26 protein-coding genes, 1 tRNA gene and 1 pseudogene are annotated in these 23,085 nt (G+C 58.2%); 9 read left to right on the top strand and 19 right to left on the bottom strand.

The window, feature by feature from the left end; all coding sequences use genetic code 11:
• Window positions 1-81 precede the first annotated feature (81 nt).
• The gene (locus tag RRX38_RS05380; protein ID WP_295479411.1) at window positions 82-1,041 is read right to left on the bottom strand and encodes an AraC family transcriptional regulator; all 960 of its coding nucleotides are present in this window, start codon (window positions 1,039-1,041) and stop codon (window positions 82-84) included.
• Window positions 1,042-1,342: 301 nt separating this feature from the next.
• Here RRX38_RS05380 and RRX38_RS05385 point away from each other — a divergent pair, with 301 nt between their 5' ends.
• Window positions 1,343-1,738, top strand: a complete 396-nt coding sequence (locus RRX38_RS05385; protein WP_295479407.1) for a hypothetical protein — start codon at window positions 1,343-1,345, stop codon at window positions 1,736-1,738.
• A gap of 76 nt (window positions 1,739-1,814) precedes the next feature.
• Here the strand turns inward: RRX38_RS05385 and RRX38_RS05390 are convergent, their stop codons facing one another.
• Window positions 1,815-2,141 (bottom strand): hypothetical protein, encoded by a 327-nt coding sequence (locus RRX38_RS05390; protein WP_315961838.1) that lies wholly within the window; start codon window positions 2,139-2,141, stop codon window positions 1,815-1,817.
• Between the two features lie 213 nt (window positions 2,142-2,354).
• Here RRX38_RS05390 and RRX38_RS05395 point away from each other — a divergent pair, with 213 nt between their 5' ends.
• On the top strand, window positions 2,355-2,597 hold the full coding sequence (locus tag RRX38_RS05395) for a hypothetical protein (protein ID WP_295479401.1): 243 nt from the start codon (window positions 2,355-2,357) through the stop codon (window positions 2,595-2,597).
• 224 nt (window positions 2,598-2,821) lie between these two features.
• Here RRX38_RS05395 and RRX38_RS24975 read toward each other — a convergent pair whose 3' ends face one another.
• The 4 genes and pseudogenes from RRX38_RS24975 to RRX38_RS05410 form a co-directional block, all read right to left on the bottom strand.
• Window positions 2,822-3,685, bottom strand: a complete 864-nt coding sequence (locus RRX38_RS24975; protein WP_410524898.1) for a methyl-accepting chemotaxis protein — start codon at window positions 3,683-3,685, stop codon at window positions 2,822-2,824.
• Window positions 3,677-4,744: pseudogene (locus tag RRX38_RS24980) on the bottom strand (methyl-accepting chemotaxis protein); the annotation flags it as partial. The gene RRX38_RS24975 and the pseudogene RRX38_RS24980, both read right to left, overlap by 9 nt.
• Window positions 4,745-5,291: 547 nt before the next feature.
• Complete coding sequence (locus RRX38_RS05405) at window positions 5,292-5,549, bottom strand: DUF1652 domain-containing protein (protein ID WP_295479395.1); 258 nt, start codon at window positions 5,547-5,549, stop codon at window positions 5,292-5,294.
• Between the two features lie 152 nt (window positions 5,550-5,701).
• Window positions 5,702-6,607 carry a LysR substrate-binding domain-containing protein gene (locus tag RRX38_RS05410; RefSeq protein ID WP_315961839.1) on the bottom strand — a complete coding sequence of 302 codons (906 nt, stop codon included), beginning with the start codon at window positions 6,605-6,607 and terminating at the stop codon, window positions 5,702-5,704.
• A 261-nt stretch (window positions 6,608-6,868) separates the two neighbouring features.
• On the opposite strand from RRX38_RS05410, the gene RRX38_RS05415 reads away from it, so the two are divergent.
• The 4 genes from RRX38_RS05415 (at window position 6,869) to RRX38_RS05430 (ending at window position 11,041) form a co-directional block, all read left to right on the top strand.
• On the top strand, window positions 6,869-7,831 hold the full coding sequence (locus tag RRX38_RS05415) for an isopenicillin N synthase family dioxygenase (RefSeq protein ID WP_315961840.1): 963 nt from the start codon (window positions 6,869-6,871) through the stop codon (window positions 7,829-7,831).
• A gap of 11 nt (window positions 7,832-7,842) precedes the next feature.
• Window positions 7,843-8,364 (top strand): hypothetical protein, encoded by a 522-nt coding sequence (locus tag RRX38_RS05420; protein ID WP_315961841.1) that lies wholly within the window; start codon window positions 7,843-7,845, stop codon window positions 8,362-8,364.
• A gap of 468 nt (window positions 8,365-8,832) precedes the next feature.
• Entirely contained in the window at window positions 8,833-9,915 is a 1,083-nt protein-coding gene (locus RRX38_RS05425; RefSeq protein ID WP_315961842.1) for a fatty acid desaturase, read from the top strand.
• Between the two features lie 202 nt (window positions 9,916-10,117).
• Entirely contained in the window at window positions 10,118-11,041 is a 924-nt protein-coding gene (locus RRX38_RS05430) for a hypothetical protein (protein WP_315961843.1), read from the top strand.
• A gap of 196 nt (window positions 11,042-11,237) precedes the next feature.
• Here RRX38_RS05430 and RRX38_RS05435 read toward each other — a convergent pair.
• The 9 genes from RRX38_RS05435 to thrS all read right to left on the bottom strand — a co-directional run bounded on the left by RRX38_RS05435 (window position 11,238) and on the right by thrS (window position 18,689).
• Window positions 11,238-11,314 (bottom strand) — tRNA-Pro (locus tag RRX38_RS05435).
• A 92-nt stretch (window positions 11,315-11,406) separates the two neighbouring features.
• A complete protein-coding gene (locus RRX38_RS05440; RefSeq protein ID WP_295479365.1) occupies window positions 11,407-11,763 on the bottom strand; it encodes a MerR family transcriptional regulator in 357 nt (118 codons plus the stop codon).
• Complete coding sequence (gene ihfA, locus RRX38_RS05445) at window positions 11,744-12,046, bottom strand: integration host factor subunit alpha (protein WP_009394049.1); 303 nt, start codon at window positions 12,044-12,046, stop codon at window positions 11,744-11,746. The genes RRX38_RS05440 and ihfA overlap by 20 nt, the downstream gene beginning before the upstream one ends.
• Window positions 12,047-12,049: 3 nt before the next feature.
• Window positions 12,050-14,428 carry a phenylalanine--tRNA ligase subunit beta gene (gene pheT / locus RRX38_RS05450; RefSeq protein ID WP_315961844.1) on the bottom strand — a complete coding sequence of 793 codons (2,379 nt, stop codon included), beginning with the start codon at window positions 14,426-14,428 and terminating at the stop codon, window positions 12,050-12,052.
• A gap of 27 nt (window positions 14,429-14,455) precedes the next feature.
• Window positions 14,456-15,472, bottom strand: coding sequence for a phenylalanine--tRNA ligase subunit alpha (gene pheS, locus RRX38_RS05455; RefSeq protein WP_295479354.1), 1,017 nt, complete (start codon window positions 15,470-15,472; stop codon window positions 14,456-14,458).
• 102 nt (window positions 15,473-15,574) lie between these two features.
• On the bottom strand, window positions 15,575-15,931 hold the full coding sequence (gene rplT, locus RRX38_RS05460; protein ID WP_295479351.1) for a 50S ribosomal protein L20: 357 nt from the start codon (window positions 15,929-15,931) through the stop codon (window positions 15,575-15,577).
• 29 nt (window positions 15,932-15,960) lie between these two features.
• Complete coding sequence (rpmI, locus tag RRX38_RS05465; RefSeq protein ID WP_045490380.1) at window positions 15,961-16,155, bottom strand: 50S ribosomal protein L35; 195 nt, start codon at window positions 16,153-16,155, stop codon at window positions 15,961-15,963.
• Between the two features lie 60 nt (window positions 16,156-16,215).
• Window positions 16,216-16,767, bottom strand: a complete 552-nt coding sequence (gene infC / locus RRX38_RS05470) for a translation initiation factor IF-3 (RefSeq protein WP_295479458.1) — start codon at window positions 16,765-16,767, stop codon at window positions 16,216-16,218.
• Window positions 16,767-18,689 (bottom strand): threonine--tRNA ligase, encoded by a 1,923-nt coding sequence (gene thrS, locus RRX38_RS05475; RefSeq protein ID WP_295479346.1) that lies wholly within the window; start codon window positions 18,687-18,689, stop codon window positions 16,767-16,769. Before thrS ends, infC begins: the two co-directional genes overlap by 1 nt.
• A 333-nt stretch (window positions 18,690-19,022) precedes the next feature.
• Here thrS and RRX38_RS05480 point away from each other — a divergent pair, with 333 nt between their 5' ends.
• Window positions 19,023-19,331: a hypothetical protein gene (locus RRX38_RS05480; protein WP_295479343.1), complete on the top strand. Its 309-nt coding sequence runs from the start codon at window positions 19,023-19,025 to the stop codon at window positions 19,329-19,331.
• Window positions 19,332-19,488: 157 nt separating this feature from the next.
• The gene (locus tag RRX38_RS05485; protein WP_295479339.1) at window positions 19,489-19,701 is read left to right on the top strand and encodes a cold-shock protein; all 213 of its coding nucleotides are present in this window, start codon (window positions 19,489-19,491) and stop codon (window positions 19,699-19,701) included.
• A 72-nt stretch (window positions 19,702-19,773) separates the two neighbouring features.
• Here the strand turns inward: RRX38_RS05485 and RRX38_RS05490 are convergent, their stop codons facing one another.
• Window positions 19,774-20,106, bottom strand: coding sequence for an I78 family peptidase inhibitor (locus RRX38_RS05490; protein ID WP_315961845.1), 333 nt, complete (start codon window positions 20,104-20,106; stop codon window positions 19,774-19,776).
• A gap of 318 nt (window positions 20,107-20,424) precedes the next feature.
• Between RRX38_RS05490 and RRX38_RS05495 the strand changes: the two genes are divergently transcribed.
• Entirely contained in the window at window positions 20,425-20,619 is a 195-nt protein-coding gene (locus RRX38_RS05495) for a hypothetical protein (protein WP_295479333.1), read from the top strand.
• Between the two features lie 9 nt (window positions 20,620-20,628).
• On the opposite strand, the gene RRX38_RS05500 is transcribed toward RRX38_RS05495, so the two are convergent.
• From RRX38_RS05500 to rbsK, 3 genes are all read right to left on the bottom strand, one after another.
• Window positions 20,629-21,654 carry a nucleoside hydrolase gene (locus RRX38_RS05500; RefSeq protein ID WP_315961846.1) on the bottom strand — a complete coding sequence of 342 codons (1,026 nt, stop codon included), beginning with the start codon at window positions 21,652-21,654 and terminating at the stop codon, window positions 20,629-20,631.
• A gap of 87 nt (window positions 21,655-21,741) precedes the next feature.
• On the bottom strand, window positions 21,742-22,146 hold the full coding sequence (gene rbsD / locus RRX38_RS05505; protein ID WP_315961847.1) for a D-ribose pyranase: 405 nt from the start codon (window positions 22,144-22,146) through the stop codon (window positions 21,742-21,744).
• The gene (gene rbsK, locus RRX38_RS05510; RefSeq protein ID WP_315961848.1) at window positions 22,143-23,063 is read right to left on the bottom strand and encodes a ribokinase; all 921 of its coding nucleotides are present in this window, start codon (window positions 23,061-23,063) and stop codon (window positions 22,143-22,145) included. Before rbsK ends, rbsD begins: the two co-directional genes overlap by 4 nt.
• Between the last annotated feature and the right edge of the window lie 22 nt (window positions 23,064-23,085).

Below are 23,085 nucleotides of genomic sequence, written 5' to 3' on the forward strand. Positions count from 1 at the left end.
GGGCCGTCAGCCGCGAAGAAGCTACGAAGAGGCAGTTATTGACGAACAGGCGGCGACGTCGAGCGCGCGTGGCGCCGGCGATCAGCCATGACGGCGCTTGAGGGTCTCGGACGGCAGCTCGCCGAAGCGTTGCCGGTAATGCTCGGCGAAGCGTCCCAGGTGCAGGAAGCCATGGTCCATGGCCAGTTCGGTGAGGTTGCGCACGGTGCAGCCGGGATCCTTGAGGCAGGCATGGATGCGCTCGAGCTTGCGCTGACGCACATAGAGCTTGGGCGTCACGCCCAGGTGGCGCTCGAACAGCCCGTACAGGCTGCGCAGGCTGACCCCGGCCTGCACCGCCAGCGCCTCGATGTCGATATCGTGCTTGAGGTTGCGTTCGATGTAGTCCAGTACCCGCTCGAACATCGCCGGGTGGCCCCCCAGCTGTTCGCGGCTGACGTTGGTCTTCATCAGGGTCAGCATCTTGCTGGCGACGATCTGCGCGTAATGCTCCTGCACTTTCAGCAGGCGTTCTTCCGCTTCGGCCTCCTGGCAGACCATCGCCAGCAGGTTGACGAAGCCATCGAGCCCACTCAGCTGGTAGCGGTTGGCGGTGAAGCGCACGCCTTCGCGAGGGGGCTGCCAGCGCTGCTCGGCGCACACCGACTCGATCAGGCTGACCGGCATCTTGAGGATGAATTTCTCGCAATCGTCCGAGTAGGTCAGGTCAACCGGGTCATCGGGGTTGATCAGCAGCAGCTCGCCGGGGGCGAAATAGTGTTCCTCACGATGCCCACGCCACAGGCAATGGCCGCTGAGCAGGATCTGCAGATGAAAGATGCTTTCCAGCGCCGGTGAGATGACCCGCACGCTGCCGCCGTAGCTGATGCGGCACAGGTCAAGGTTGGCAAACTGTCGGTGGTTGAGGCTGGCCTGCGGGCGCCCCGCCGATGGCATGCGGATATTGTGCGTACCGACATGCTGATTGACGTACCCCGATACCAGATGGGGGTCGGCACGGTCGAACACCCGACTGCGCTCACTGAGCAGACGACTATCCATAGGGCAAGGCACTCTTGTAATTATTCTTGTGGTTCTGCCGACCTCATCGGCCGTGCAGCTCATCAGGCGGCGGCATCTCGGGCACTGCCGGAGCCACTCGTGAACCCGGCGCACGACCGGTTTCTGGCGGCCAGGGTAAGTTCGCCGCGCGAGGAGCGTCAATCGCCTCGAAGCGCGAAGTGGGCGGTGATCGAACACCTTGAATGAAGGGACATTGACAGCAAGGCTCTGGCCTGCGGCTAAGCCGTCAGTCAGCGCTAGCGGCTATTCACATCTGGAAACGAATGGTTATGCTGAGGCCATGAGCACGATCCCGATCCGCCACCCCTGCCCTCCCGGCGCCTGCAATTGCGAGCGTGAACGCCTGCAGGTGCCGGGCGCCGACCAGCGCATCCTGCTGCTGACCCGCGAGCAGGAACAGAGGCTGATCGAACGCCTGGAAAACGTCGAGAGTCTGGAGCAATTGCAGCACCTGCAGCGGCGTATTTTCGAGCAACTGGGCGTTGAGGTGCGCATCGCACCTGGACCCAATGAAGTACGCACCATGCGCGGCATCGGCATTCAACTCGAAGAAGTCCCCGGCCTGTGCCGCAAGACACGGCAGGCGATTCCCGCAGCCATCCGCCGGGGGTTGGAGCGGCGCCCGGAAATCGCCTGGGAACTGCTCAACGCTCACGACCTGTTGCGTGACGCCTGAGCCCTCTTCAAACCTGCAACACCGGCTTCTGCCGCGAAGAGAGTTTCTGGCTGATGCCGGCCCTGCAGGCAAACGCCTAGTCGCGGTTGAGCAGTCGCTTGAGCACCAGCCCGACGCCGACGGCAATCAGCACCGACTTGCCCGGGTGCGCCCGGACGAAAGCCTTGGCCTGTTCGACCTTGGAGGGCTCCAGGCCTGGCACCAGGGGTTCGCGGGGTTTGAGCAAGGCATCGGCACGATCCAGCAGTTGCCCTAGCAAGTGGCGCGATTGCGGCCCGCGCTGGGCACCAATGGCGTTGCCACGCTCGATCAGCGCATTGGCCTGATCGAGGAAGGTGTCGAGTTCAGAGCGGGTCTTGACCTTGAGGTCGTCGGCGAGTTTGTCAGCGATGTCACGGGCCATGGGCTGTACCTGTTGCGGAGGATGGATACAGCGTTGACTGCATGCCGCAAAGCTTCGTTCCATCGCTGAGCAGGCAGCCTCGATCACCGGCTTGCAGGGGCTATGGGCTGGCTGCATGATAGCCTTGCGCCATGCTAGAGTGCGATTTTTTTCAGGGAGAAAAAGCATGCTTTTCAACGGGTTGTCATGGGGACAGGCGACAGGAGCCGGGACATGAACAAGGCTGCCAAGATCGGTATTGCTCTGGGCGTGGCTGCGGCAGCCATCGTTACGGCTGTGTTGCTGGTCGACGACTCGCCCCAGGCCAGAGTCAAGCAGCAGGCACGCAGCGCCATCCAGCAGTGCCGCGACGAACTCAACCGTTTTACCGGCGCAGCAGGCCCGCGCAACGTCATCTCCGCCGCTTGCGTGAAGATGGAAAACGACTTCGTGGTCAAGTACGGCCACGCACCGTGAAGACCAAGGTCAGCCACAATACCGACCGGTTAACCGGGTAAGGGACTTCAGCTGCGCAGCGACCACATGTTCACAACAGATGCAGTGAATTTTCTGGCACTCTCGCGGCTAAAGCCGCTCCTACCGAGCATATAACGACTACCTGAACTGTATTGCGGCTAAAGCCAATACGGTTCAGTCAGACCACGTACTGCCGACCTTGGGCAGTACGCTGGCCGCCCCGGTTACACGTGAAAGCGCTGCACATGCCCCTGCAATGTATGCCCCAGCCTGGCCAGCTCCTGGCTTGCCTGGCTGGTCTGCTCACTGGCCGTGTAGGTCTGCTCGGTGATATTGCGCACATTCACCACGCTGCGGTTGATCTCCTCGGCCACCGCGCCCTGCTGCTCGGCAGCGGCGGCGATCTGTTGGGTCATGCCCTGGATAGCCACGATACTTGAGTTGATGCTCGACAGCGCCTGACCGGCCTCGCGGGCCAGCTCCACGCTGTCGGTGGTCAGGCTCAGGCTCGACTCCATGCGCTGTACCGCGTTGCTAGTGCCCTGCTGCAACGCAGCGATGAGCCCTTCGATTTCCTGCGTGGACTGCTGGGTGCGTTGGGCCAGGCCACGAACCTCGTCGGCCACCACGGCGAAACCGCGTCCCGCCTCGCCGGCGCGCGCCGCTTCGATGGCGGCGTTCAAGGCCAGCAGGTTGGTCTGCTCGGCGACTGACTTGATGACGTCGAGCATGCTGCCGATCCGGCCACTTTCTGCCGCCAGGGTGCCAATGGCCTGGCTGGTGCGCTGCACTTCCCCGGTGAGGCTCTCGATCTGGCCGATGGCCTTCATGACGATCTGCGCTCCGCCCCTGGCATCCTGCGCCGCATGATCCACGGCACTGGCCGTTTCGACCGCATTGCGTGCCACGTCTTGCACCGAAGTGGTCATCTCATGCATCGCCGTGGCCACCTGTTCGGTTTCGAGCTTCTGGTCGCTGGCACCGTTGCGGGTCTGCAGGGTGATGGCCGACAGCTCCTCGGTGGCGCTGGCGATCAAGGTCGCGCCGTCGCCAATATGGCTGACCAGTTGTCGCAAGTTGACGGTCATCTCCGCCAGACCTTGCTCCAGCTGGCCAATTTCGTCCTGGCGCGATGAGGTGGCCTGGACGGCGAGGTCGCCGCTGGCCACCCGGCGAACGCTATCGAGCGCTGCGCGCAGGGGCGGTACGATCTGCCGGGTAATCAGCAACGCGCCGAAGAGGCCGAGAATCAAAGCCAGTGCCAGGCAACTGGTCATGGTCCAGGCCGCTGTGGCGGTGTCCTTGGCGCGCATCTGCATCTGGTTGTCGTAGAGCGCCTGGCTGGTCTGCAGCATGGTGTCGCCGTTCTTCTCTATTTCGGCGAGCTGGGTCTTGATCTGCAACAACGCCGCCTGATGCGTCTGCAGCGTCTCGCGATAGCCGGCAATCAACGTTTGCAGCTCAGAGAAGGCGGCCTGATCGCCGCCGGTCAGAGTCTGGCGCAGCACCTTCAGGCTGGCCAGGGTCTTGTCGACGGCGGCAGCAGCGGCATCGAAGTTTTTCGGGTTGTTGCTGTAGGTATAGGCTCGGGTTTCGAAACGGGCGAAGAGAAACTGCATCTGCAGGTCCTTGACCACTCGATAGACCCGGTATTGCTCGGCGACATCGGCATTGCTGTCGCTGACATACTTGTCCAGAGCATTGATCATCGTCAGCGACTTGTCACCTGTGGTGCGCCGCACCAGACGCGAGGCGTCGATCTGCTGGTAGCTACTCTTGAGCTTTTCGATACCGGCCTGGTAGGCGCCCAGCTCCTGGATCATCTCCGCCACTTTGGCCTGGTTCGCCGAGGTCTGAAAGAAGCCATTCAGCTCGTTCAAGGTCTGCCCGGTGGCCTCCATTTTCACCGCCAGCGCCTTGGCCTTTTCCTGATCGCCCTCGCTTTGCAGGTAGTCCGCTCGCGCCAGGCGCATGGTGGCCAGTTCGTTCATCAGCTCGTTCACGGCGCTCATGCGGTCCATTCGGTAGGACAACCCGGAAATGGAACTCCACCCTGCCCAGAAAATCAGCAGGCTCATCAACAGCAACAGGCCGAAGCCCATTGCCAGCTTCCTGGCGACACTCAGGTTGGCAAGCCAGCGATACATAGCGGGTACTCCTTGAGGAACTGGCCGACGCGATAGCGCAGCAGTGAAAGCAGATTAGTTGTCGTTATAAGCCGGCGCAAAGCCGCCAGGCAGCAGTGTTTTCAGTCTACGGGACAAGGTCTGAAGAACAGCGTAGAGGGGATCAGGCAGATGAGTACGGGCATGGAGAACATCTCGTTTTTCTTATTTATGTATACAGCGATACCAGTCCGGCCCTGGATGCCTGCAACACCGTGGTGGCAGCCATCGAATGAGTCATGCGGACAGGCACAAACCGCGCCCCAGACACTGCGGGCATGTTCAGCCAGACTGACAGGGGCTTATAGAACGTTCAAATGCAAATATTTACGATTTTATTGCCTTTAATGCATCAATCGTGACAGACAGCCACGCCCAGTGCCGATGTAGACACAGGCATCAACACGTGGATAGATGAGAAAAAGAGGGGCAGATGACATCGCCAGGAGAGCGATGCCAAGAGAACAGGCATACGGAAAGCAGGCCAGATCAGACCTGGCGCGGGTACAGATGGATAGGCTTTGTACTGCTAACCAAGCCGACGCATGGAAAGATCCATTTGCGCCATGAGGTCCCTTTGCTCTCTGAGTGACAGAACCAGGCGCGCAATGGAGCGACTGTTGGCGAGTTCGGACAATGGCAGGCCCGTAACATACAGCTCCATGTCGCCTGACACGGCATGGAACAGCTTGATCGAGAAGCTGTCGTTGCTGCCCATGACACATTCGCACCGACTGGGGCGGAATGCCGTTTCGAGCACGCGTTGAAGATCCGCTTTTGACTGCATGGCTTGGCCTCTGCTGGTGAGGAATTGTCTTACATAGTAGACAAACTTCCGGCTGATCGGTTGCAGACGCGAGGATTTCGTTTACCGGTCATCGACAAAGGCTGCTGTCAGAAAGCCTTGGCGTTTTCCTTGGCATAGGCAAACCTTTGTTCTTACAGGGCTCGGAACTCTTCGGACTGTTCCTCAAGCCATTCTAAAAACTCCTTCAAGGGCGATGTTCGCTCCCGCCCCGGCACTGCAACGGCCGAGTATTTCAAGCCTTCGATCTTGATATCTGGCTTGATATCTACCAATAACCCCTTGGCTACGCTATCGGCGACCAACACGGTACTGGCAAGCACCAGGCCCTGCCCTGAAATGGCCGCCTGATGCGCAAAATGCTCATCGTCATACTCCCGATAAATGGCGTTATCGATCCATTGTTCCAGACCCGCCACCCGGCACCAGTTTTCCCAACTTATGGAGAACGGAAAGGGCGTGCCCCACCGCACGTTTATAAGACTCAGGTTTTGATTGCTCCCATTCACATTGGCCGCTTTCCAGCGCGGGCATGAAAATGCGCCAAACTCTTCCTGCATGAGAAACTTCTTATATAACCCCGGGTAATCACCCGAACCACAACGAATCGCCACGTCAATGGATGAATCTCTCAGCAGGTCGACGATATCGTTACTGGTTTCGATACTGACTTGAACGTCGGGATACTTGGCGTAGAAATCAGACACTCGGGGAATCAACCACAGGGCCGCAAATGCCGGCGTGGTGGTGACACGAACTTTCCTTGGGCTGGAATCTCCGCTAAAGCCTTTAAAACTTCGGCAGATATCGGATAACGCGAGATGAATACTGGGATAGAGCAACTGGCCGCTCTCTGTCAACTTCACCCCTTGAGCCGTGCGCTCAAATAAAAGAGTACCCAGCTGACTTTCCAAGGACTTTATTTGATGAGAGATGGCCGCCGGCGTGACATATAACTCCTTCGCGGCAGACTTGAACCCGCCTAATCTGGCTGCAGACTCGAATGCTCTTAATGCGGTTAACGGCAATTTAGCAAACACATCCAGCTCCTTCCAGATCAAAAAATTTAGCCTGGCTAACTTTATCTGGTTTGCTCAAATTTTCATAGGCCGCGACCATCGTCAAGCACCCGCCGTCCGCCCCCGCCCTGCGCATGCCTTACATGCCCATCCCGGCTCTAGAATACGCAATTTCTCTGTACGAAACACAGTGATTGGCGGGGTAAAACCTGATCCATCGGACAGCTCAATACGCGTAAAACCTCAGACTGAAGAGGTGCGTTAGTCATCTTGCGAGGCCCTATGAAAGAAGAAGCTATCCCGCTCATCGACGCTGCAGCATTACGACCAGGCAGACCGATTCCACTTGAGTTGGTCGATGCGGTAGACAGCGCCTGCCGAGGAATGGGCTTCTTCACCGTTGTCAATCACGCTGTCGACACCGGTTTGATTTCTAATGTTTTTGCGCAACTGAAATCGTTATTTGATCTTCCATCTGCAGAAAAGCAGAAAATAGAAATCCATAAGTCACCGTTCATGCGGGGATATTTCAGCGAAGGCGCCGATAAATCGGACGGGGTACTGGGCGATATCAAGGAAGGCTTTGACATGGCCACCGACCTCCCGGTAACCGATCCCTATGTAAGAGCAAAACTTCCGTTCTATGGCCCCAATGCCTGGCCCGCCGCCCTTCCAGACTTTCGACACGTAATGACCGACTATCACAAGCAGACCCTGGCATTCGGAAAGGACCTGCTGCGCGTTTTTGCATTGGCACTGGATGTGCCAGCGTCCTATTTTGATGAGAAGTTCACCAAGCCTATGGCGCAGCTCAGGCTACTGAGGTACCCGTCAATTAAATACCGGCCAGGCATGCCCATCGGGGCAGGTGAGCATACCGATTTTGGCTGGATCACCATGATACTTCAGGATGACGCGGGAGGACTTGAAGTGCAAAGTACATCAGGCGCCTGGATCAAAGCGGCACCGATAGATAATGCATTCGTCGTGAACGTCGGCGACCTGATGCAGCGCTGGACCAATGACCGCTATAAAGCCACCTTGCATAGGGTTATAAATACCAGCGGCAGAGTTCGTCATTCGGCCGCCTTTTTCATGGATCCTGACTACACTGCAAAAGTAGAATGCCTGCACAGCTGTCAATCCGTCCGAACCCCATCAAAATACCCGCCGATATTAGCCGGGGAATACATGGATAAAAGGTTCCTGGAGACCACTACATTCCGTGAAACCGAAGCCGTTTAGGAGACATTAAAATGCAAGAAAAAGAATATTTTATTTTCTACGCTTCAGCCTTTACAGCCATTCTCGGAACGGTCGGCTATCACCTGCTGATGAAGAAGATTCCGGAAAATGTGAACCCGCTGGTATCCATCTTAGGCATCTACGTCGCAATTGTTATCCTCTCGTCTCTGATGCTGCCATTTTTCATCGGCAATGGCACCCTGCTGGCCAGCCTCAAGCAAATGAGCTGGATTCAGGTCGGTATCGCGGGGTGCATCCTGATGATGGAGATCGGCTTCCTGCTTATGTATCGAAGCGGCTGGGACCTCAGCACAGGTAATATCGTGACCGGCGTTGCCATCAATATCGCCTTGGGCTTCATCGGCGTGGTCTTTCTGAAAGAAGGCTTGTCGGTTTTGAACGTATGCGGCGTTCTCCTGTGCATCACAGGTGTCGCACTGATCGGCTACAAGGGCGAGGCTGGTAGCATTCAGCCCGTGGCGAGCAGCAGTTCGGAAATCGTGGAATCGACCCCGCTGGCCATGAAGAAGTAGAACCAACAGATGCGTTCGCTATGGCTACGCCTTCGCCTGGAAGCGTCCATAGCTGAACGCTACTTGTCACGCTCAGGTAGAAATGTATTCCCTCCTCTCTTGGCATTTCCCCGAAGCGCCTGTCTGCAAGCCCTGAAAATCATGCGTACAAATCCGGCGATAACATCTTAGAGCAGCCCTATAAAGCCAAATAAAAATCAAAATTATCTAACGCTAGATTAGATAAAGTAATTTGACAAATGCAGAAAGCATTTGCAACACTCGCCCTGCATAAAATTGCACATTGACATCAATCCTTGATTGTTGCTGCCTTTTATAAAAAGTGCAATGTCATCCGACCTATGCGAAACGTAAAAGCTCTTGCACACTATCGCAGCCATCAGCCGCCACGCGAAGAAGCAGGGTTCTGGCACCCGTAAAAACTCATTGAAAGAATATAAATTATAGAACCTTAAAGTAGGTAGTTCTATGTCGTCCGCCTATGCAGACCTGTATCTGAATGCTTTGAAAAACCCCGCACTCAGAAAAGACCTTATTGCCATTGCCAAGAAAAGAAACAAAACACTCTCGGTTTTAATGCCTTTACTCACTGCGCTACTGATCGTGGCAGGTATCTATTGCTCATCGGCATCCCTTGTATGGCTGCTAATAGGTATCCCACTGATCACGATGGGTAAGATCTGGGCTTGGTATTTAGGACACGAGTACGCTCATAACTGCGCTTTCAAGTCAAAGAAAACCAACGCCTTGCTGGGCGAGTTTGTCTCGTTCATCAACGGACTGAGCTTTTCATCCTTTGAGGAATACCAGCATCTCCACAACCGCCACCACGCCGACAAGGTCGACCTGGTAGGCTTCGACATCAGGCAGTTCAAAAGCGACCACCCTCGCGCCTACCAGGTCATGGAATACCTTGAGCGCATCTACGTTCCTGGCTTCTACTACCTCATCAAGTTGTATGGCATAGGCGCCACCCTAAAAAGCGGAACGCGACAGGAGAAAGGCCGTGCGGTAATCGCTACCCTCCTCTACGTCTCAGGCTACGCACTGGGCATTGTTTACTGCCTCCCGGCCCTCATTGCCTGGCAGATCGCCTCGCTCATCAGAATTCATGTAGTGCGTTTCGTCGACTGCTTTCAACACTCCTTCGAGCAAATACAACTGGATGAGCCGAGCGCCAACAAAAGCGACAAGCACTTTGAAATCCTCAACACCTTCTCCATCCCTGTAGCCCGCAAGCACACGTACCTGAATCTATTGATCTTGAATTTTGGCTATCACAACGCTCATCATTCGTTTCCCACCTGCCCCTGGTACCTATTGCCTAGGCTGGAAAATCGAATCGAGCAAGGAATGCAGTCACAAACCGATCATGCCAACGTATTGCCTGCACGGGAAAGCAATTTGAATTTTTTCGACTTGCTCAGCCTTTATCGAAAGCATCATCTGGCGCGCATCGCGAGTGATAGTGAAGGGAGTCCGTACGATAAAAGAGGTAATTTCAGCATTGAGAAATTTACCGGCGCCTATACGGATAAGCTTCTTGGCTAAGCCAGAAGCATGACAATTCCAAATTTCGCTACGAACCGTCTGCCGATGATTATCGACCAAAGGCATTCGACAAAACATCCTTAATTGAAAACCGCGTTACGGCCCTTCAATTACAACCATACGCCCGAATCGTCTCGCTAAAGAATTCACTTCCTCAAAATATTGAATGCCTCCCCAGGAGGCATTTCAGGACGCATTTAAAATGTTGAGCTTCCTGTATTGGCTTACTAAAAAGGGGCCTACTGTTCTGGCGCTGGGCTGTGGGGTCGGTATCTTTCTGCCAACCGCAGCCACCTACATGAGACCGATGATGCCCATGATGGTTTTTATCTTCGTGCTAGGAACGCTGCTACGGGTCGATAACAAGAAAATTATAGAAGCCGCCAAGAACATCCACACCTCCATCGTCTTCCCTCTCATATTTGTTGTTGCATGCCCCTATATCTTGGGTTGGACCATAAAGCTATTGAGCAGGAATGACGAGCTGGCACTGGCCGTTGCTCTTGCAGTCGCTGCGCCCCCTGCAAGTGGAAACTCTGCAGTCGCGAGAATGCTGAAGCTTGCCCCTTCCGTAGCACTAGTGTCGACACTCTGCTCAATGGTCCTGATACCAGTATCCGCACCCTTGATACTCTATTTTTTCAAAAATCATGTAGATATCGCTATCAACCCGATCGATCTGGCAATTCGCCTGGCTATTTTGATTGGCTCAGCGGAGGGTGCTGCATTATTGATACGGAGGTTCGCCTTCAATTTCGTCAGCCAACATGGGATAGCCATCGACGGCGTGGTGATATCCGCTCTGTTCATTTTCGCGGTAGGCACCATGGCGGGCATGCAGGAGCTCATCCTGCATGACCCAGGCCTGGTACTGGCTGTAATCCTGTTGGTTTATGGCATCAATCTAGTCATGCAACTCAGCTGCGGTTTCCTGTTCCCTGGGTGGCCCCAGCTCAAAGCGACCATCGGCCTTACCGCCGGCAACCGAAACGTCGGCCTTCTCTGGTCTGCTTTAGGCCTGTCGATCTCGCCAACTCTTTTGCTGGTGTTTGCCTGTTCTCAGCTACCTATCCATACGATGCCGAGAATCTTGCAGTATGTGCTACCCAGGCTGAAGATCACTTAGCCACGCGCAGAGCACCTCTGACCGACGGCTTCGGGCCAAAGGCGTAACAGAGTGCTCGGGAGGGGCTATCAAGCGACCAGCAAGGGTACATAGGCGGGCCAGCGCTGACGGCGCAGGCTGGAAAACGAGTCACGCATAAGTCACATAAATGAAAAAGGCCAATGCTGTAAGCATTGGCCTTTTTCATTGAAGATAATGGTCGGGACGGAGTGATTCGAACACTCGACCCCTTGCACCCCATGCAAGTGCGCTACCGGGCTGCGCTACGCCCCGACTCCGGTGGTGAAGCTCTTCCACTACTGTGGAAGTGGTGAGGAATATACCCTAAGCTTTTGAATTATGGAAGCATTTTGTGATTTTCCTGCTCAGGACTTGAGCAAGACCAGCACGTCTTCCAGCTCGGCAATCATCTGCCGGATCATCTGCTTGTATTCCTGGGTATCGTCCTTGGGTTCGCCGCTGGTGAGGCGCAGGCGCGCCCCCCCAATGGTGAAGCCCTGATCGTATAGCAGACCACGAATCTGCCGGATCATCAGCACGTCCTGGCGCTGATAATACCGGCGATTGCCACGCCGCTTGACGGGGTTGAGCTGAGGAAACTCCTGTTCCCAATAGCGCAGAACGTGCGGTTTTACCGCACAAAGCTCGCTGACTTCACCAATGGTGAAGTAGCGCTTGCCCGGAATGGGCGGCAGCTCATCGTTATGGCTTGGTTCCAGCATAAGCTTCAACTCGGGCTTTCAGTTTCTGCCCTGGACGAAAGGTGACTACACGGCGAGCCGTAATCGGGATTTCTTCCCCGGTTTTCGGGTTGCGGCCCGGTCTCTGGCGCTTGTCGCGCAAGTCAAAATTGCCGAAACCGGACAGTTTGACTTGCTCGTTGTCTTCCAGAGCGTGCCTGATTTCCTCGAAAAACAGCTCCACCAATTCCTTGGCTTCGCGTTTGTTCAGGCCTAGCTCTTCATAGAGACGTTCGGCCATCTCAGCTTTCGTCAGAGCCCCCATACGTCACTTCCTTAACGTGGTGTTTAACCTCTCCTCGAGCGAGGTGAGGATTGCAAGCGTCGTTGCGTTGACCTCATCGTCATTAAGAGTGCGCGATGGATGCTGCCAGGTCAAGCCGACGGCAAGGCTTTTTCTATGTGGATCAATGCCTTTACCTTGGTAGACATCGAACAGCCGAAGATCAGTGAGCCACTCGCCGGCATTTTCACGAATCACGTTCAGCACGTCGCTGGCAGGAACATCACGATCGGCCAGCAGGGCCAGGTCGCGGCGCACTTCAGGGAAGCGCGAGAGTTCGCTGAACTTCGGCAGACGGCCTTCGGCCACTTCAGCCAGGACCAGCTCGAAGACGAACACCGGGCGGTCGAGGCCGAGGGTCTTGGCCAGTTCGGGATGCAGGGCGCCGAGGTAACCCACTTCGCGACCATCACGCTCGATCACCGCGGTCTGGCCAGGATGCAGGGCCGGATGCCTGCCTGCCTTGAAGGTGAAGACCTCCAATGCACCGGCGAAGCCCAGTACCGCTTCCACATCAGCCTTGACGTCGAAAAAGTCCACCGCGTCGCGACCTTGTGCCCAGCCTTCCGGCAGGCGGCTGCCGCACACCACGCCAGCGAGCATCGGCTCCTGCTTGAGGCCATCGAGCTGACCAACGAAACGCAGGCCACTCTCGAACAGACGCACGCGATCCTGCTGACGGTTCAGGTTGTGCTGCAGTGCCTTGACCAGACCTGGCCACAGCGACGAACGCATGGCCGCCATATCGTTGGAGATCGGGTTGGCCAGCAGCAGTGGCTTGACGCCCGGACTGAACAGCTCGAACCATTTTGGATCGATGAAGCTGTAGGTGATCGCTTCCTGGAAGCCACGTGCTACCAGCAGGCGGCGCAGCTCAGGCAGGTCCCCACGCGCTTCGGCCTTGGCCTGTGGCGCCAGGCGCGCTTGCGGGTAGCGGACCGGCAAGCGGTTGTAGCCATACAGGCGAGCCAGTTCTTCGATCAGGTCGATTTCCAGGCTGATATCGAAGCGATGGCTTGGCACTTCGACGCGCCATTGGCCTTCAGCTTCACGGCTTGGCGTCAGCCCCAGGCCGCCGAGCAGGCGCTCGACCTCGGAGGACTCGATCGCCAGGCCCAGCATCTGCTCGATACGTGCAGCGCGCAATGTGATGGGCGCGACCGCAGGCAAGTGCTGCTCGCTGGCCACTTCAACGATAGGCCCCGCCTCACCGCCGGTGATTTCCAGCAGCAGGCCGGTGGCGCGCTCCATGGCTTCACGAGCCAGTTGCGAGTCGACACCGCGCTCGTAACGGTGCGAGGCATCGGTGTGCAGACCGTAGGATCGGGCCTTGCCAGCCACAGCGATGGTGTCGAAGAAAGCGCTTTCCAGGAAGATGTCCTGGGTCTTGGCGGTCACGCCACTGTGCTCACCGCCCATGACGCCAGCAATGGCCAGGGCGCGCTGGTGATCGGCGATGACCAGGGTATCGGTCCGCAGGGTGACTTCCTGGCCATCGAGCAGGACCAGCTTCTCGCCCTCCTCGGCCATGCGCACACGGATGCCGCCATTGATTTCGGCCAGATCGAAGGCATGCAGCGGCTGACCCAGCTCGAGCATCACGTAGTTGGTGATGTCTACAGCCGCATCGATGCTGCGAATATCCGAACGACGCAGACGCTCGACCATCCACAACGGGGTCGGACGCGACAGGTCGACGTTGCGGATCACTCGGCCCAGGTAGCGGGGGCAGGCATTGGGAGCCAGCACTTCGACCGGACGGACCTCATCGTGGCTGACGACAACCGCGGGCACCTGCACACGAGTGACCGGTACGTTGTACAGCGCACCGACTTCACGGGCCAGGCCGGCCACCGAGAGGCAGTCGCCGCGGTTGGGGGTCAGGTCGACTTCAATGCTGGCATCGTCCAGCTGCAGGTAGACGCGCAGGTCTTCACCTACCGGAGCGTCGGCAGCCAGTTCCAGCAGGCCGTCGTTACCCTCGCCCAGCTCCAGCTCGGCCGCCGAGCACAGCATGCCGTTGGACTCTACGCCGCGCAGCTTGGCCTTCTTGATCTTGAAATCGCCCGGCAGTTGAGCGCCGATCATGGCGAAAGGGATCTTCAGGCCGGGGCGCACGTTGGGCGCGCCACACACCACCTGAAAAGTCTCGCTGCCGCTGCTCACCTGGCAGACGCGCAGCTTGTCGGCATCGGGGTGCTGTTCGGTGCTCAACACCTCACCGACCACGACACCCGAGAAAACACCCGCGACCAGCGCCACGCTGTCGACTTCCAGACCGGCCATCGACAGACGGGCCACCAGCTCGTCACGGGAGACCTGCGGGCTTACCCAGCCACGCAGCCATTGTTCACTGAATTTCATCCTGCTCTCCTAATGATTCGTTGACGACTAGCGAAATTGCGCGAGGAAGCGCAGATCGTTGTCGAAGAACAGGCGCAGATCGTTGACGCCGTAACGCAGCATGGCCAGGCGCTCGACCCCCATGCCAAAGGCAAAGCCCTGGAACTCTTCGGGGTCGATACCGGACATGCGCAGCACGTTCGGGTGCACCATGCCGCAGCCCATCACTTCCAGCCAGCCGGTCTGCTTGCACACGCGGCAGCCCTTGCCGCTGCACATCACGCATTCCATGTCGACTTCAGCGGACGGCTCGGTGAACGGGAAGTAGGACGGACGGAAACGCACCGCCAGCTCTTTCTCGAAGAACACCCGCAGGAATTCCTCGATGGTGCCTTTCAGGTCGGCGAAATTGATGTCGCGGTCAACCAGCAGGCCTTCGATCTGGTGGAACATCGGCGAGTGGGTAATATCCGAGTCGCTGCGGTACACACGGCCCGGGCAGACAATACGGATGGGCGGACGCTGCGACTCCATGGTCCGCACCTGCACCGGCGAGGTGTGGGTGCGCAGCAGCATGCTGGCGTCGAAATAGAAGGTGTCATGCATCGACCGGGCCGGGTGATGACCAGGGATGTTGAGCGCCTCGAAATTGTGGTAGTCGTCTTCGACTTCCGGGCCTTCGGCGATGCCGTAGCCAATGTGGGTAAAGAACTGCTCGATACGTTCCAGAGTGCGGGTGATCGGATGCAGACCACCAGTGGTCTGGCCGCGGCCCGGCAGGGTCACGTCAATGCATTCGGCAGCGAGCTTGGCAGACAGTTCCGCTTCCTCGAACGACGCCTTGCGGGCATTGAGAACCTCTGTGACACGTTCCTTGGCATCGTTGATCAGGGCGCCGACCTTGGGGCGCTCTTCTGCAGGCAGGTTGCCCAGGGTCTTCATCACCTGAGTCAGCTCGCCTTTCTTGCCGAGGTAGTGAACCCGGATTTGCTCCAGGGCATTGATGTCTTCGGCGCTTTGCACAGCTTCAAGAGCTTGGGAGACCAGCGCGTCCAGGTTTTCCATGTACAGACTCCAGATACGAAATAGGGGAAGAGCTCAGGCTCTTCCCCTATTTATGACGTTCAATACCGGCCCTGGAATCCAGGGCTGGTGACTGTCGGGGACTTAGGCCAAGGAGGCTTTAGCTTTCTCGACAATCGCAGCAAACGCCGCTTTTTCGTTCACTGCCAGATCAGCCAGCACCTTGCGGTCGATCTCGATGGAGGCCTTTTTCAGACCGGCGATCAGACGGCTGTAGGACAGACCGTTGTTACGAGCACCAGCGTTGATACGGGCGATCCACAGAGCGCGGAACTGACGCTTCTTCTGACGGCGGTCGCGGTAGGCGTATTGGCCTGCCTTGATAACCGCTTGCTTGGCGACGCGGAATACGCGCGAACGCGCACCGTAGTAGCCTTTAGCAAGTTTCAGAATCTTTTTGTGACGCTTACGGGCAATGACGCCACGCTTTACACGAGCCATGAGTTACTTCCTCTTAATCTTGATCAAAATTAACGCAGGCGCAGCATGCGCTCGACTTTCTGGACGTCAGACGGGTGCAGCAGGCTGGCACCGCGCAGTTGACGCTTACGCTTGGTCGACATTTTGGTCAGGATGTGGCTCTTGAAAGCGTGTTTGTGCTTGATGCCGTTGGCGGTTTTCAGAAACCGCTTGGCTGCACCGCTTTTGGTTTTCATCTTTGGCATGTTCGGATACTCCGCATTCAATTGATAAACATAACCGCAAGGCCTGCCGTGCCCTGGTGGTTACTTCTTCTTTTTCGGGGCGATGACCATGATAAGCTGGCGTCCTTCCATCTTCGGATGCTGTTCGACGGCACCGTATTCGGCAAGGTCGGCTTCGACCCGCTTCAACAGTTCCATACCCAGCTCCTGGTGAGCCATCTCACGGCCGCGGAATCGCAAGGAAACCTTGGCCCTGTCCCCGTCACTAAGGAAACGTACCAGGTTGCGTAGTTTTACCTGGTAATCCCCTTCCTCCGTCCCTGGACGAAACTTGATTTCTTTAACCTGGATCTGCTTCTGGTTCTTCTTCGCCGCAGCAATCTGCTTCTTCTTTTCGAAGAGCGATTTGCCGTAATCCATGATCCGGCAAACCGGTGGCACAGCGTCAGCAGAAATTTCTACCAGGTCCAGTTTCGCCTCATCGGCGATACGAAGCGCTTCATCAATAGAGACGATGCCAATCTGCTCGCCATCAGCGCCAATTAACCGAACCTCGCGCGCCGAGATATTCTCATTGATCGGGGCCTTTGGTGCAGTTCGTTTATCCTGTCTCATATCACGCTTAATAATAATTACTCCGAATCTTGGCGACCACGCCGGGAAACCGCTTGCGCAAGGAATTCAGCGAATTGGGCGACCGGCATCGAACCTAGGTCGGCGCCTTCGCGGGTGCGCACAGCGACAGTTTGCGTTTCGACTTCCCGATCTCCGATGACGAGGAGATAGGGAACCTTGAGCAAAGTATGCTCGCGGATTTTAAAGCCGATTTTCTCATTTCTCAAGTCGGACTTGGCACGGAATCCGCTTTCGAGCAGGGTTTTTTCCACCTGCTGGGCAAAATCGGCCTGCTTGTCGGTGATGTTCATGATCACCGCCTGGGTCGGCGCCAGCCAGGCCGGGAACGACCCTTCGTAGTGCTCGATCAGGATGCCGATGAAGCGCTCGAACGAGCCGAGGATCGCGCGGTGCAGCATCACCGGATGCTTGCGGCCGTTGTCTTCGGAGACGTACTCGGCGCCCAGACGCACGGGCAGGTTGAAGTCCAGCTGCAGGGTCCCGCACTGCCAGACACGGCCCAGGCAGTCCTTCAGCGAGAACTCGATCTTCGGACCGTAGAAAGCGCCCTCGCCCGGCTGCAGCTGGTACGGCAGGCCGGCGCTGTCCAGCGCTGCGGCCAGCGCACCTTCGGCGCGATCCCACAGTTCGTCGGAACCCACGCGTTTTTCCGGACGAGTGGACAGCTTGAGTTCGATGTCCTTGAAGCCGAAGTCGGCATATACGTCGAGGGTCAGCTTGATGAAGTCGGCCGACTCGGACTGCATCTGCTCTTCGGTGCAGAAGATGTGCGCATCGTCCTGAGTGAAACCACGCACACGCATGATGCCGTGCAGGGCGCCGGACGGCTCGTTACGGTGGCAGGCACCGAACTCGGCCAGGCGCATCGGCAGCTCGCGGTAGCTCTTCAGGCCCTGATTGAACACCTGCACGTGGCATGGGCAGTTCATCGGCTTGATGGCGTAGTCGCGGCTTTCCGACTCGGTGGTGAACATGTTGTCGGCGTAGTTGGCCCAGTGCCCGGATTTCTCCCAGAGCGAGCGATCGACGACCTGCGGAGTCTTGATCTCCAGGTAGCCGTGGTCACGCTGCACCTTGCGCATGTACTGCTCGAGGGCCTGATACAGGGTCCAGCCCTGCGGATGCCAGAACACCATGCCCGGAGCTTCTTCCTGGGTGTGGAACAGGCCCAGGCGCTTGCCGATCTTGCGATGGTCGCGCTTCTCGGCTTCCTCGATACGCTGGATGTAGGCGGCCAGTTGCTTCTTGTCAGCCCAGGCGGTGCCGTAGACACGCTGCAGCTGCTCGTTCTTGGCATCGCCGCGCCAGTAGGCGCCGGACAGCTTGGTCAGCTTGAATGCCTTGAGGAAACGAGTGTTCGGCACGTGCGGGCCACGGCACATGTCGACGTATTCTTCGTGGTAGTACAGACCCATGGCCTGCTCGTCCGGCATGTCTTCGACCAGACGCAGCTTGTAGTCTTCCTGGCGAGCCGAGAACACTTCGATGACTTCGGCGCGCGGCGTCACCTTCTTGATGACGTCATAGTCCTTGTCGATCAGCTGCTGCATGCGCTGCTCGATCGCGGCCAGGTCATCCGGGGTGAAAGGACGCTCGTAGGCGATGTCGTAGTAGAAACCTTCGTCGATGACCGGACCGATCACCATCTTGGCAGTCGGGTACAGTTGCTTGACCGCATGACCGACCAGGTGCGCGCAGGAATGGCGGATGATCTCCAGGCCTTCCTGATCCTTGGGGGTGATGATCTGCAGGCTGGCGTCGTGGCTGATCAGGTCGCAGGCGTCGACCAGCTTGCCGTCGACCTTGCCGGCCACGGTGGCCTTGGCCAGACCGGCGCCGATGGAAGCCGCGACGTCGGCAACCGACACCGGATTATCGAAAGAGCGTTGACTGCCGTCGGGAAGAGTGATGATGGGCATGGCGCCTCCTCTCCTAGTGGTGACCCCTACCAAAGGTCACGTGGGTTGGGATGAGCCAGTAGCGATTCGGTGGTGAGCCTGCCTCACAGTGGCAGGAGCCTTCTGGCCAACCTGGACCGAACCCGATAACTGGATGGTGAACAGCATCCGTCTGCGCCGTGCCTTTCAGGGCACCGGCCGCAACAGGACGTGCATCCTAGCACAGCCAACGCTGCACACACGCGAGGCAATTGAAAATAGAGCGTTTTTTGCCCGCCAGGCTGAACCGTCACGCAAGCAGGCCGTCTGAAACTACTCCCAACCGTTAGAAATGCCTCGTTCAAGGAGAACACCATGAAGTTTCCAAGCCGGTCCGCCTTCCTTGCCTGTATCGCCTTGACCGCCCCGTTCGGTGCTCAGGCTGCCATGGACAACGCAACCCGCACCACCTTCACCCAGCAGTGCGTGGCTGCTGCCAAAGAGCAGAAGCTGGATGAAAAAGCGGCCAAGGCCCACTGCGATTGCGGCGCCCAGCAAGTGGACGGCAACTTCACCGACAAGGAGATTGCTGCCCTGAACAACGCGTCAGTGGCCCCAGACCCGGCATTGACCGAAAAGCTGCGCCAGCTCGTGGCACAGAACTGCGTCGCCAAGAAGCGCTGATTCGCCTCCCCCCCCTCCTCTATCCCCGGTCATTCGGGGGGTAGCGGAGGTGACGAACGAAATCACTTCCTTTTCACGCGTTTGGACTATCATGGGTTCGTGTGCCCAGTTGGCCTGAGCAGCACGTTATCGAAATTCATGTTCCTGGAGATTCACCATGTCCAATCGCCAAACCGGCACTGTCAAGTGGTTCAACGATGAGAAGGGCTACGGCTTCATCACCCCTCAAGGTGGCGGTGACGATCTGTTCGTACACTTCAAAGCGATCAAGGCAGAAGGCTTCAAGAGCCTGAAGGAAGGACAGACCGTATCGTTCGTTGCCGCACGCGGCCAGAAGGGCATGCAGGCAGAAGAAGTCACCCCTGTCTGACTCTGCTCAGGCATGAAAAACCCCGTGGCTCAACCACGGGGTTTTTTATTGGTGCGCCTGACGCAGCAACCATCAACCGCAGTTGACGCGAATCACCTTGCCGGTGGCGTCGGTATTGACGTTCACGCGGTCGGACCGGTACTCGAGGGTCACCATGTCATTGGGCCCGAGAATCCGCGCGTCCTGGGCGCCTGACTGGCTACGTACCTGGTTGAGCAGGTCAATGGATGCCTGCCTGCCGACTGCGGCCTGTGCACCACTGGCATCGCAACGGCCATCGCCTGCCGCAGAAGTGGCAGCCGAGGCGGAGCGCGAAGTATCAGCCGATGAGTCCGAGGTCGTGCTGCAGCCTGCCAGCAGGGATGTCACTGCGATGAAACCAAATGTTGCGATTTTCCAGGGCATTACAGCCTCCTTTACCGATGAACAGGATCAGACCTTCTGCGACCGCGCGCACGCGCATTGGTTGCAGATTGACGCCTGCGGAGCGGGAGTCTGCCTCAGCGAACAGGCCGGGAGGGCCGCTAAATGGTGACAAAAGGTTTATCGCCAGCATTGACCGATGCCTAAGTCGAAGTGCCAAACAGCCCCGGCAGTGGTTTACTGCCCACTATGAAAAAGCACCGGACGCCAGGCGTACCGGGCAAACCGCCCACATGGGCAGGCTGAATTGCACGCCAACCGCGATTCACGCCCGATGACGCACAGCACAGGACACCATATATGGCAATCGTCTCCATCGAATCGGACATCAAGGCGCGCTGGTCCGAGGGGCACTCCGCCCACAGCCCCGGCACCGCAGAAGAGCTGGCGATCATCGCCATCGACCTGCTGATCAAGGAGCTGGGCACCGAGAATGCCCAGGCGTTCATCAGCCAGGTCCTGAGCCGCTACGCAGTGCCAGCCGTAGAGGCCTGACGCCGACTTTCACTTCAGGCGTGCCAGACGTTCGGTCAGCAGGTCGAAAAAACCTTGGGCGTCACCGTTCTCGACCCAGAAAACGTTTTCCGGCTGCTTGAGGGTGCCATACCAGTCGGCGACGGTCTGCCCGAAACCCAGACCTTCACGACTGTCGATCGCCAGGTTGATGCTGCGGCCGGAAAACAGCTCAGGCTTGAGCAGCCAGGCCATCACACTGGCGTCATGCACCGGCCCGCCCGGCAGCCCGTAGTGCTCCATGTCCAGCTTGACGTACTCATCGAGAATATCCTTCACCAGCTTGCCGGCCTGATTGCCCAGGGCCGCCAGACGAGCGATGCGTTGCTCACTGGTGAGAATCTTGTACGTGACGTCCAGCGGGATATAGGTCAGCTTGACACCACTGGCCAACACCACCTGCGCAGCGTGCGGGTCGGCGAACAGGTTGAATTCGGCCACCGGGGTGATGTTGCCGCCATTGAAGTGCGCACCACCCATGACCACCACTTCCTTGATGCCACGGGTGATTTCCGGGGCCTGGGTCAATGCCAGGGCCAGGTTGGTCTGCGGCCCGAGCATGGCGATGGTGATGCTGTGCGGCTCAGCCTTGCTCAGCGTACGAATCAGGTAGTCGACCGCGTTACCCTCGGCCAGGCCCTTGGCCGGCTCGTGCACCGGCACACCCGGCAGACCTTCCTGGCCGTGCACGTTCTCGGCATAGATTGGCGGGCGCACCAGCGGCCGCGGTGCACCGGCATACACCGGCACCTCCTCACGCCCAGCCCATTCGCGAGCCAGGCGAGCATTGCGTGAAGTCTTGTCGAGACGCACATTGCCAGCAACGGTGGTGATGGCCAGCACGTTGAGTTCTTCGGGTGACGCCAGCGCCAGCAGCAGCGCCACCACGTCGTCGGCGCCCGGGTCGGTATCAATGATCAGGTCGCGCCGTTCAGCGGCCTGCACGCTACCCGCGCCCAATAGACTCATCACCAGCACTCCCCCGATCAGCTTGCCGAACCACGATTTCCCTGCCATGTGAAACTCCCTTATCAGAACCAGACTTCATCCGAAGCGTGCCGACGCCAGGCACGATGCCCCACGCCAGCCCGCTTCATGCAACCGCTAGAAAACCACACCTGCCACCAGCGCCACATTGCTGTAAGGCTGGCATTCTCCCGTGCGCACGATGGCCTTGGCCCGCGCGCTTAGTATTTTCAATTCCTCGTGACTGACCCAGGACTGGCTGCCCAGATGACCGTCACCCTGCAAGGTTTCCAGCGCATGCAAGGCCGGGGGCTTGAAATCGATCATCTCGCGAGCCAGCACGTGGCTTTCAACCTGCATTTCGCTCAGCACCACATCCAGCACAGCGACGAAGTCCGGCACCCCACGCGTCAGCGCCAGGTCGATCAGCTCGACACCCGGCGGTATCGGCATGCCGGCATCTACGATCATCAATACATCGCCATGCCCCAGAGAGGCGATCACTCGCGACAGAGCGATGTTGAGCAAAGGGGTCTTCTTCATGGCGTCATCAACCTCTCGACGTCGGCAAGCATGGGAATCGAAGGCTGCGCGCCCTGGCGGGTCACCGACAGCGCCGCAGCCGCCTGAGCCAGACGCAGCGCTTCACCAGGCGCCTGGCCACGCGCCAGCGCCGCAGCGAAGCCGCCCACCAGGGTGTCGCCGGCGGCCGTGGTATCCACGGCCTGCACCGCATAGGCCGGCCGATGCTCGACACCGTCCGGCCCCATCCACAGCACGCCCTGACTGCCCAGGGTCACGATGACGTTCTGCACGCCTGCCTCGCACAGTGCGCGGGCCGCAATCTGTGCCGTGCCGGGCGAGTCCACCGCCACCCCGGTCAGCGCCCGGGCTTCACTCTCGTTGGGAATCAGGTAGTCGACCAGCGCATACCAGTGCGCTGGCAAGGGCGCCTCGGCCGGGGCCGGGTTGAGGATCACCGTGCAGCCCAGTTCGCGCGCACGTCGCAGGCTGTACTCGACGGTCGGCAACGGCACTTCAAGCTGACAGACGACCACCTGCGCGTCCAGCAGCAGCGCATCCAGCGCTTGCACCGAAGCCGGCGAAAGCTGGCCGTTGGCGCCCGCCACGATGACGATGGCGTTCTGACTATGGTCGTCGACCAGAATCGATGCGATGCCGCTATTGATGCCCTTGACTGTCTGCACACCACTGCAGTCGATGGCCTCGTCCAACAGGCCGGCGCGCAACTGCTCGCCATAGGCATCGTCGCCAACGCAACCGATCATCGCTACCGGACTGCCCAGGCGTGCCACCGCCACTGCCTGGTTGGCGCCCTTGCCACCAGGCACGGTCACGAAGGATTCACCCACCAGGGTTTCCCCAGGGCGCGGCAGACGCGGCGCGCGAATCACCAGGTCCATGTTCAGGCTGCCTATTACCACTACCTTTGCTTGCATGATCTACGGCCTGAGCCTCTTG

Source organism: Pseudomonas sp. DTU_2021_1001937_2_SI_NGA_ILE_001 (assembly GCF_032463525.1).
In the GTDB taxonomy this organism is placed as follows: Bacteria; Pseudomonadota; Gammaproteobacteria; order Pseudomonadales; family Pseudomonadaceae; genus Aquipseudomonas.